Origin of the sequence: Terrisporobacter muris, from assembly GCF_024621905.1 — a bacterium.
Lineage (GTDB): Bacteria > Bacillota > Clostridia > Peptostreptococcales > Peptostreptococcaceae > Terrisporobacter > Terrisporobacter muris.
Window position 1 is genome coordinate 1 of sequence record NZ_JANKBY010000096.1, and the last position, 11,288, is coordinate 11,288.

9 protein-coding genes and 1 other annotated feature are annotated in these 11,288 nt (G+C 26.9%); of the genes, 7 read left to right on the top strand and 2 right to left on the bottom strand.

Translation table 11 applies throughout. The features are described 5' to 3' along the window. Nucleotides 1–154 precede the first annotated feature (154 nt). Nucleotides 155–403 (top strand) — a binding site (T-box leader). 65 nt (nt 404–468) lie between these two features. The 5 genes from asnA to NSA58_RS09320 all read left to right on the top strand — a co-directional run bounded on the left by asnA (nt 469) and on the right by NSA58_RS09320 (nt 7,597). Continuing rightward, entirely contained in the window at nt 469–1,473 is a 1,005-nt protein-coding gene (asnA, locus tag NSA58_RS09300) for an aspartate--ammonia ligase (protein WP_039679497.1), read from the top strand. 371 nt (nt 1,474–1,844) lie between these two features. Continuing rightward, complete coding sequence (locus tag NSA58_RS09305; protein ID WP_039679498.1) at nt 1,845–2,408, top strand: TetR/AcrR family transcriptional regulator; 564 nt, start codon at nt 1,845–1,847, stop codon at nt 2,406–2,408. A 186-nt stretch (nt 2,409–2,594) separates the two neighbouring features. Then, nucleotides 2,595–3,842, top strand: a complete 1,248-nt coding sequence (locus NSA58_RS09310) for an MFS transporter (protein WP_039679499.1) — start codon at nt 2,595–2,597, stop codon at nt 3,840–3,842. Between the two features lie 299 nt (nt 3,843–4,141). Then, nucleotides 4,142–5,410 (top strand): MFS transporter, encoded by a 1,269-nt coding sequence (locus NSA58_RS09315; protein ID WP_039681036.1) that lies wholly within the window; start codon nt 4,142–4,144, stop codon nt 5,408–5,410. A 498-nt stretch (nt 5,411–5,908) separates the two neighbouring features. Next, nucleotides 5,909–7,597 (top strand): ABC transporter ATP-binding protein, encoded by a 1,689-nt coding sequence (locus NSA58_RS09320; RefSeq protein ID WP_039681035.1) that lies wholly within the window; start codon nt 5,909–5,911, stop codon nt 7,595–7,597. A gap of 120 nt (nt 7,598–7,717) precedes the next feature. Here the strand turns inward: NSA58_RS09320 and NSA58_RS09325 are convergent, their stop codons facing one another. Further along, the gene (locus NSA58_RS09325) at nt 7,718–8,176 is read right to left on the bottom strand and encodes a hypothetical protein (RefSeq protein WP_039681034.1); all 459 of its coding nucleotides are present in this window, start codon (nt 8,174–8,176) and stop codon (nt 7,718–7,720) included. A gap of 197 nt (nt 8,177–8,373) precedes the next feature. On the opposite strand from NSA58_RS09325, the gene NSA58_RS09330 reads away from it, so the two are divergent. Further along, complete coding sequence (locus NSA58_RS09330; RefSeq protein WP_257560409.1) at nt 8,374–10,137, top strand: ATP-dependent DNA helicase; 1,764 nt, start codon at nt 8,374–8,376, stop codon at nt 10,135–10,137. Nucleotides 10,138–10,152: 15 nt separating this feature from the next. After that, the gene (locus tag NSA58_RS09335; protein ID WP_257560410.1) at nt 10,153–10,710 is read left to right on the top strand and encodes a helicase C-terminal domain-containing protein; all 558 of its coding nucleotides are present in this window, start codon (nt 10,153–10,155) and stop codon (nt 10,708–10,710) included. A 53-nt stretch (nt 10,711–10,763) separates the two neighbouring features. On the opposite strand, the gene NSA58_RS09340 is transcribed toward NSA58_RS09335, so the two are convergent. Next, nucleotides 10,764–11,234 (bottom strand): hypothetical protein, encoded by a 471-nt coding sequence (locus NSA58_RS09340; RefSeq protein WP_039681032.1) that lies wholly within the window; start codon nt 11,232–11,234, stop codon nt 10,764–10,766. Nucleotides 11,235–11,288 lie beyond the last annotated feature (54 nt).

The following is an 11,288-nucleotide window of genomic DNA, read 5'->3' on the forward strand; positions in this document are numbered from 1 at the left end:
ATAATAAAAATAATATTTTATTAAAGCTAATTAAAGTAAACATAAAAAACAAATAAGAAGAATATTTTTTGAAAGAAAAATAATGTTTTTGAAAATACTTATTGACAAAAAACATATATTCATATATCATTACTATTAATTAATTGAAAAAATTGTAAAAGCAATGAAGGGAAGAGTAATTATAATACAGAGTTAAAGCGAGCTGGTTATGGTGTGAGTCCAGTACAAAGTATATAATGAAGAACCTCCCAGAGCTACTAACCGAAATCTAATAGAGAGTAGACTTAGTCGGAACCAAGCCGTTACCTACTTGGCGATATATTATTTAGTATATTGAATGAGTTGAACTTTTATTAAAGTTAAATTAGGTGGTACCGCGGAAGTCTAGCCTTTCGTCCTATTTATATAGGATGAAGGGCTTTTTTTATTGGAAAAATCACAATAATAAATCAAAAGGAGTGGAGTAATATGTGTTTAGTAATACCAGAAAGATATGAAACAAGTTTAGGGGTTATAGAAACTCAGCAAGCAATAAAGGATTTAAAGGACTTTTTTGAAAATAGATTAGGGGAGAGGTTAAAATTAACAAGAGTATCTTCTCCATTATTTGTTTTACCTGAAACAGGAACAAACGATAACTTAAACGGCGTTGAGAAACCAGTAAGTTTTCAAGTACCTTATTTAAGAAAAAATGCAGAAATAGTACATTCTTTAGCTAAGTGGAAGAGAATGGCCCTTAAAAAGTATGGGTTTCCTGTAGGGACAGGTCTATACACTGATATGAATGCAATTAGAAAAGATGAAGAGCTAGATAACTTACACTCTTTATATGTTGATCAATGGGACTGGGAACTTATAATAAATAAAGAAGATAGAACGATGGAAACACTTAAAAAAGTTGTGAAAATTTTATATAAGGTCTTTAAGGAAACAGAAGAACATGTTCATAGTATTTATCCAGAAGTAGAGTGTATATTGCCAGAAGAAATAACTTTCATAACATCTCAGGAATTACTAGATATGTATCCAGACTTAACAGCGAAAGAGAGAGAAAATGCTATTGTAAAAGAGAAAAAAGCAGTTTTCTTAATGCAAATAGGAAAAGTATTAAGCAGTGGAGATAAGCATGATGGAAGAAGTCCAGACTATGACGATTGGGATTTAAATGGAGATATATTATTCTATAACCCAGTATTAGATAATGCAATAGAACTTTCTTCTATGGGGATAAGAGTAGATGAAGAAGCTTTAAAAAAACAATTAAAAGCTGCCAAGTGTGAAGATAGAAAAGAATTAGATTACCATAAAGCCTTATTAGATGGTAAATTACCATATACAATAGGTGGAGGAATTGGCCAATCTAGAATATGTATGTTCTTTTTAAATAAAGCTCACATAGGTGAGGTACAAGTAGGAATTTGGCCTCAGGAAATGGTTGAAGAATGCAGTAAAGCTGGAATAACTTTATTATAAAAATATATTAAAAAGGTTATAGATAAAATTTTAAAGAAAATTTATCTATAACCTTTTTTACTCAAAAGGATAAGCAATTCATATTTATTTTATATTGATACTATTAGAAACTTCTATAGCAAATGAATTAGATATAGTACTTGACCAATTATTATCCATCTAATTATTATAGAGTCTCCTTTTATTATTAGTTTATATATTTACTTAGAAAACAAGTGGTTAAATGCTATAACAGATGAATGGTTATTAGAAATAGAAAAAGGGATATATTATAACTATATTTTTTATTCAAAAATTGTAATTATTATATATAATGCAAAATTAGAATTATGAAAAAAATTGACTTAAATAATATAAGGAGTAACAGATAAATGGCAAATACAAGACGAATTCTTGCTGAATCATTAAAGAACCTATTAAAGAGAAAACCATTAGAAAAAATAACGGTGACACAGTTAGTTGATGACTGTAATATTAATAGACAAACCTTTTACTATCACTTTCATGATATTTATGAATTGCTAGAATATATGTTTTTTGTAGAATTAGATAAAATATTTGAAAATCCCATTGAGTATGATAATAATTTTGTATATAAGTGGGAAAAAGTATATTATACAATTTTACAATCTGTATTAAATGAAAAAAGAATGATTATAAGTATATCTCAATCTATAGGAAGAAGTAAATTAGATGAAATATTATATAATGTTTTTTATCGTATAATATTAAGGTTTATAAGAGATGAATCAGAGGGAATAAATATATGCGAAGAAGAAAAAAATTTTATTGCTAACTTTTATAAATATGCATTCGTTGGAATTACCTTAGATTGGGTAGACTCATTTATGAAAGTAAATCCAGAAATAATAGTTTTTAGAGTTAGTAGATTAATTGGAGGAGATTTAAGAACAGCCTTGCATAAGAATCATTAAAAAATCGAATAATATAATACAAATAAACCTATATATTGATAGAAATCTTATTTTATGTACATTTAATATAAGATTTTAAGCAACGTCGTCTAATAGAATAGTTTTGCACTGAAAGTTGAGAAATGTTTAAATTTTTGATTAGACATAAAAATAATAGGTTTTGTAAAATATGTAGGAGGTTTTTTTATGCAACAAGTTTCTAAAGAAGAGAAAAGGAAAAAGTACTTTATTGTATTTATATGTTTATTAATACAATCAATAACTTATTGTATAGCACAGAATTTACAAGGTCAAATGCAAATACCAGTATCTCAATCAGGAGTTGTATCTGAAGTTGGATTTACGCTTTTATATTTTTCTGGAACGCTTCCAGTATTTTTAAATCCTTATTTTGCTACTTTTTATGAAAAGTTTAATATAAAATATATTTATGTTGTAGGTATAATTATAGGCGGATTAGCATTCGCATCGTATGGATTAGCTAAAAACTCAATAATGTTTAATGTTAGTTCTTTCTTTAATCAAGTAGGTACAATATTCTACTCTGGATTATCATTACCAATAATGATGTCACACTGGTTTCCAGGAGAAGGTAGAGGTTCAGCCCTAGGAATAGCTTTAGCTGGAGGTTCTATAGGAAATGTGTTTTTACAACCAGTAGTAGTTAACTTATTAGCAAGATACGGATGGCAACAAACTTATATCATCTTAGGAATAGCCATGATTGCTATAGGTATACCTATAGCACTGTTATTTATTAGATTCCCTAAACCTGGAGAAGTTACAAAAGTTGAAGCTTTAGATAAAAAAGATATTGGACAAATGTCTTATGAAGGTCTATCTGATAAAGAGAATATGAAAAATAAATATTTCTGGACTTTTAATATAGGTGCTTTATTATTATGCTTTGCATCTGTAGCAGTATCAACACAAGCTATACCGGTATTAAGTATAAAGGGATTTGAAGGTTCAAGAGTGGCACTAGCTGGATCAACTTATGGACTAGCCTGTCTGATAGGAAACATAGGTGGAGGTAAATTATTTGATAAGTTGGGCTCATTTAAACCAATGATACTTTCAGCCATAAGTACAACATTAGCATTACTTATAATGGCATTTATGCCAATGGGTAGTTCATTAGGATTCCTTATTCCTATACTTTCAGGATTAACTATATATACACTTACATCAGGACCAGCTTTTATGCCAGCTGATGTATTTGGATATAAAGATGGAACTCAAAAAATGGCTAAAGTAGGGGTGTTCTATGCAGCCGGAAGTGCATTTGCAGCTTATATATTTGCGGCATTATCTAGTAGTGTTGGACTACAAACAACATGTTTAATATTTTTAGTAATAGGGTTAGTTGGATATATATTAAATGGATTTTCAATAATAAAATCAAAGAAAATGTTTTCGCCAAGAGCTGAATAATTTAATATAAAAAAGTACTATGACTAAAAGTCATAGTACTTTTTTATTATGTGAAAAATAAAAAATGATTTTATTGTGTAATACTAAAATGTTTTGAAATAAAATTCATACTACATAATTTAGAAAAATTATTTAGAAAAAATATAAAACTTAATAAAAATTGCATTTTTCGACAAATTATAAATATTGTCTAATGAAAAAAGATTGAATTAGATTTATAGTAATAGAGGTTGGAAAATTAAATAACCGACTTATTTATACTAATTGGATAAAGAAAATTAAATAGGAGGAATTATAAAATGGAACAAAGATCAGTTGATTTACAACAATTATCAAAAGCAAGCAAAAAGAAAAGGAATTTTATAGTTTTTATATGTATGTTAATACAAGCAATACCATACTGTATAGCGATGAACTTACAGTCTCAAATGCAAACTCCAGTATCTCAATCAGGAGTTGTATCTGAAGTAGGATTTACACTATTATACCTATCAGGAACAATACCAGTATTATTCAATCCAATGATAACAGGTATATATGACAAATTTAAAATAAAATATATCTACATTGTAGGTTTAGTTATAGCAGGTTTATCATTTGCATCTTATGGATTAGCTCAAAATTCATTAATGTTCAATGTAAGTGCATTCTTTACTCAAGTGGGTACAATACTATTTACAGGTTTATCATTACCAGTAATGATGGCTCGTTGGTTCCCAGGTGAAGGTAGAGGTACAGCGTTAGGTATAGCTTTAGCTGGAGGATCATTAGGTAACGTATTCTTACAACCAATAGTAGTTAACTTATTAGATAATGTAGGTTGGAGACAAACTTATATATACTTAGGCATAGCTATGATAGTTATAGGCGTTCCTCTAGCATTAGCGTTTGTTAGATTCCCTAAGCAAGAAGAGTTAGTAGTAGAAGAAGGATCTAAAAAAGGTGAAGTTAAAGCGACTAGACAAGCTTTCGAAGGTTTATCTGATAAAGAAAATAATAAAAATGGGATATTTTGGATGTTCTGCTTGGGGTCATTATTATTATGTTTCGCAGTTGTTGGTGTATCAACACAAGCAATACCAGTATTAGTAACTAAAGGATTTACAACAATTCAATTAGGTATAGCAGGTTCAGTATTCGGTGTATCTTGCTTAGTAGGTAATGTTGCAGGTGGTAAATTATTTGATAAATTAGGTTCATTTATGCCTATGGTTTTATCAGGAGTAGCTACAATAGCATCATTAGCAATAATGGCATTTATGCCAGAAGGAAGTGCTATAGGATTTTTAGTTCCAGTACTTGCAGGTTTAACAATATATACAATAACATCGGGGCCAGCATTTATGCCTTCAGATGTATTTGGAACTAAAGATGGTACTATAAAAATGGCTAAGGTAGGTATGTTTTACGCTTTAGGTAGTTCGATATCAGCATTACTTTTCGCTGTATTATCTGGCAAATTAGGACTACAAACTACTTGTATAGCATTCATAGTTATAGGTGTAGTAGGATATGCATTAAACTTAATAGCACAAATAAAATCAAAAAAAATGTTCGCTAGAAAATAAGAACTTAATATATATAATAACGTCCTTTGTAGGGCGTTATTTTTATAGAGTTTTAAATAAATATAATATCAGATTTTAATAAATTCTAAAGTTGATACAATGAAAGTTTTACTTACAATGAAATTTTAAAATATGATAAAATGAATACACAAAGTGTAGTTTTGAGAACGTAAGTCTAGTTGTCAAAACTGCTTTTTTATATAAAAATAGTTAGTTTATTTTACCTAATTAAGTATTTAATTATATTGAAAATCATATGTAATAAATTTCGTAATACATTTTGACCTACATTTGTATATAATTTAGAGAGGAAGTAATGTTGAATAATAGTAATTTATTGCGACTGGGGGGAACAAATGTATAAAGAAATAATTACAATTATAGATTTAGATATAGTTGTAATTATTTTTTTATTAGTTATATTGCATATGCATATTAATAATCATAAAATTAAGAAAAAGTTAGATTAATTATTATAATGACGGAGGGAGAAGAGATATGAAGGATTGTATTAAAAAGAATAAGTTATTATTGATTGTTACAATAATATTTAGCGTTATATCGTCAATAACTATGGTAGGTGTATCATTATTATTACAATCTACTATAGACAAAGTTATGAATGGAGATATGGAAGGGTTTAAAAAAATATTGCTTTTTACTCTTATTTATTGTGCATTTATGGGATTATTGTATTTTATTTATGATATACTTAGCAAAATGTTTATTAGAAATGTAACAAAAGAACTTAGAAGTAAAATATTTTTTGGAATAATAAATCATAACTACAAAGATTTTAATTCTAAAAATACGGCAGATTACATATCAGCACTAACTAACGATATTAAACTAGTAGAAGAAAATTATATTACTTCTTTGTTGCTAGTTTTACAATTTTCAGTGGCATTTTTAGCAACAATAGGAATATTATTATATTTAAGTCCATTGGTAACTGGTTGCTTGTTTTTAAGTATGTTACTGATTTTTATAGTACCAAGTATTTTTGGAAAAAAACTAGAAAGCAAGCAGATGAATCTTTCAAATAAATTAACATCATTTACTACTGTAATCAAGGATATGCTTAGTGGATACGATATTATAAAATCCTATAATTTGAAAAAAGATGCTTTTAAAGAATTTGAAGAAGAAAATATAGATTTAGCAAAGACTAAATTTGAAGCAGATAAATTATTAGTAATAAACGAGACTTTATCACAATTACTTGGTATGGGAACTCAATTTGTTGCAGTATTTTTATCAGCTTATTTAGTACTAAAAGGAAATATAACTATGGGAACATTAATTGCGATTGTCCAACTATCGGGAAGTTTTATTCAACCTGTTATTATGATAATGAGTTATGTTCCAAAAATTACTTCTATGACTTCTGTAATAAAAAGATTAGATGATATATCAAATTATAAAGATAGTACTTTTATAGGAACTGAAAATCCATCCTTTGAAAATGCTATAGAGGTAAGTAATGTGAAGTTTGCATATGAAGATAACAAACATATTCTTGATGGTATAGATTTAACAATAAATAAAAATAAAAAGTATGCCCTTGTAGGACCTAGTGGCTGTGGAAAGTCAACTTTAGCGAAATTAATTCTTGGATACTATGCAGATTATAGTGGAGAAATTAAGTATGATAACAAAGAAATTAGAAGTGTAGATATAGAAAAAATTAATAAGATGATTTCTATTATTCATCAAAATGTATATATGTTTGATAAAAATATAAAAGATAATATTTGTTTATATAAGGATTTTTCCAATGACAATATAAATAAAATATTAAAACTAAGTGGTTCAGATAAATTTATTAATGAGTTAGAAGAAGGATTAGATTATTTGGTAGGTGAGAATGGTAATAACTTATCTGGAGGACAAAGACAAAGAATAGCAATAGCAAGAGCTTTAATTCAACAAACACCAATACTTATTTTAGATGAAGGGACATCTGCCATAGATATGCAAACAGGATATGATATTGAAAATAAATTATTAAATTTGGATGATCTTACATTAATAACTATTACACATAAGATGAGCGAAGAATTATTAAGTTTATATGATGAGATAATTTTTATGGAAGATGGTAAAATAATTGAAAAAGGTAGATTTGATGATTTAATAAAAAAAGAAGAAAAATTTTATGATTTTTATAAGTTGGAAACAGCATAATTAATTATAAACAATAAAAAGTGATGAATTAAAAAATAATTCATCACTTTTTTAATTTCCACCTTTGTGACATAAAGTAATTCACCGACGTAATCGCTTAAGCAAAGCAAACTTTTATTATTAAGCTAATTCGTTTACTACTTTCAATGTTTTAGTTGGACAACAAGTTTCATATATAATACTTCCATCTTCTCCAATATAAGAATTATAAACTGTTAAAGTTTTAATTAATTCATTATAATGATATGCAAGTAAACCTACATTATTGGATGTTGATAATCTTACTACCTTTGTCTCATCAAATTTAAATCTATTTTGTTTTAAGATATTTCTTGTAATATTTACATCACTTGAAGACTGGACATTATCTTCACCAACAATAAACACAAATTTTAGCTTTTTATTATCCGCTGATATATAATATGCAGCGATATTTAAGTTATTTTCTTCAAGAGTATTTAACAAGGTAGATAGATATTCTTCGCTAGTATAAACAGCAAATTGAACTATAATAGAAGCGTTAGAAGTATTTATACTTGAAGAGTTAGCTTTATTGATTGAGTTTTTATCTTTATTCATAATTCACTGTCCTCCCTTGTAATAAAATTAAGACATATTTATTTAATGCCTATATCCTATAATATGACATAATACTCTTAGATGTTACTCAAATTTACATTTATTAATAAATTTGTGATAGTTTTAAATTTATAGTAAATTTGTATATAATAAGATATAAGAGAAACACTTATAAAAAAATGAATAAGGACGTTATTATGAAAAAAATAAAAATATCGGTGAGAATCCTAGTAGAGCTTATTATGAAAAAGGGTAGTATAGACAATAGGTTTGTAGGAAATATAAAGGCCATTGAAGGAATTAGAGGACATCAAAGAGTACAAAAATCTTATGGGGATGAATATACCTCAGAAGTATCTATAAAACATACTTTTTCTTTTGATGAAATTGAAATAGAAGTTGAAGGCAGAATGGATGGACTTTTAATTGAAAATAATAAAACTATAATTGATGAAATAAAAACTACGACAAAAGATTTACTATTAATAGATGAGAATACTAATCCTCTTCATTGGGCTCAGGTAAAATGCTATGGATATATGTATTGTATTCATAATGGCTTGGACAATATAGATTTACAAGTAACTTATTATAATATAGAAAATAAATCTACAAGGATACTGAGACAAAAATTCAAAATATGTGAATTAGAAGAATTTTTCTTTGCACTGATTAATGAATATAAGTCATGGGCCAGTATGGAGAAAAAATGGATGGAAATAAGAAATGAATCCATTAAAAACTTAAAGTTTCCTTTTGAAGAATATAGGCAGGGACAACGGGAATTTGCGGTAAGAGTTTATAAAAGTATAGTAGACAGCAAAAAATGTTTTGCTATGGCACCAACAGGTACAGGTAAGACAGTATCAACACTTTTTCCTGCAATAAAAGCAATGGGAGAAGAAAAAACTTCAAAGATATTTTATCTTACAGCAAAAACTATAACAAGAGAAGTAGTAAACGACACTATAAGACTGATGAAAAAACAAAAATTAAATTTAAGAAGTATAACAATAACTGCAAAAGAAAAAATATGCAAGATGTCTGAAATTAACTGTAATCCAGATTACTGCCTTTATGCTGAGGGCTATTTTGATAAAATAAATAATGCACTTAAGGAAATTTTAAATAAATATGATGATTTTAGCAGAAAAAATATTGACGAAATAAGTGAAGTCTATAAACTATGCCCGTTTGAGTTATGTCTAGATTTAACTATGTTTAGTGATATAGTTATCTGTGATTATAATTATATATTTGATCCTAGAGTTTATTTAAAAAGATACTTTGATGTGAAAAAAACAGATTTTACCTTTCTTGTAGATGAGGCACATAATTTACTAGATAGAAGTAGGAACATGTACTCTGCCGAAATAAATCAAGATACTTTTATAAAAATGAAAAAAATAATAGGCAAAAAAGACAAAAGGATATTAAATTTAATAAAAGAAATTGAAAGTTATTTTTTAGAAAAGTCAAAAGTATTAGATGTAATGAAAGAAAAATATCTGGTTGAAAATGAATTGCCTAAAGCATTACTAGAACTGTTTAATACTTTAATGAAGTTTATGGATGAATATTTATCAAGATCAAATGAAGAAAATTCAGATTTGCTAGATTTATATTTTGAGGTTAATAAATTCATATCTATTTCAAATTTCTATGATAATAATTACAAAACCATATATAGTGATGAATTATTGGGAATTAATATAAAATTATTTTGTGCAAACCCTTCGGACTTAATTGTAGAAAAAATAAATAGATCTAAATCTGCAACAATTTTTTCGGCAACTTTAACACCATTAAATTATTATAAAGAAATTTATGGTAGCGAGGATGGGGATTTTATAATAAATTTAAAGAGTCCTTTTGATGTGAAAAATAGATTATTGATGATAGGTGATAATATTTCAACAACATATGATAAAAGAAAAGATACAGCGGAAGATATAGTATAGTATATTAAAGCCTGTGTGGAATGTAAAGATGGAAACTATATGGTGTTTTTTCCATCATATAAATATATGGAATTGGTTTATGAAAAAATTAGAGATAAATATGCAGACCTTAATGTAATTATTCAAGAAAATAATATGAGTGAGGAAGAGAAAGAAGAATTCTTAGCTTTGTTTAATAATGATAACAAAGAAACTAATGTAGGATTTTGTGTTTTGGGAAGTCATTTTTCAGAAGGGATAGATTTAACTGAAGATAAACTAATAGGTGTTATTGTAGTTGGTGTTGGCATGCCACAAATAAACAGAGAAAGAGATATAATAAAAGAACAGTTGAATGAGAACAACAAGGGTTTCGATTATGCTTATGTTTATCCAGGAATGATAAAAGTACTTCAAGCTGTTGGAAGGTGTATTAGGACATCTAAGGATAGAGGTGTGATTTTACTTTTAGATAATAGATATTCAACTTATAGATATAAAAGTCTTTTTCCTCAGGAATGGAATCCTTATGTAAGAATAAAAAAGCCTAATGATATTAAGCATTTATGTGAAAATTTTTGGGACAATGAATAAGGTTATATAAGAAAAGCGCTACGATTTAGTAGTGCTTTTCTTATAAATAATAATTAAAATTGTAATTTATTTAATATACCATTAATAATAAATTCTTTATTTTCACCAAAGTAAATAACTAATCCAGTATAAAATTTATTAGACATATTTAATACTTCTCTCATTTCTATTAAATTACCTAAAAATTCTTCTTTATCTATTGTTCCAATGATATATCCTATAAAATACTCTAAATAAGAAGTTGCTTTTTCTTGCCAATTAGTTCCTTTTGCTAAAGTAGACTGTACAAAAGGTGTTATACCTATATATGTAGCTAATTCTCCGAGTTCTCTTTCTTCATAACTAATTAGATTTTCTTTTGAGTTTATTTTAAAATCATCAGCTAAAAAAACTCCATTTAATAAATCTGATGTAACATTAATTACATAGTTAAGTATTTCATCATCAGTACTTTTTATTAAAGAATCAAATATGATATCATCTGAATGAAAATCTTTATAGTGAAGTAAATTTTTCAATCTCATTTCGTACCTCCAAATTCTTATAGTAATTATTATATAATGATTACTTGATTTTGA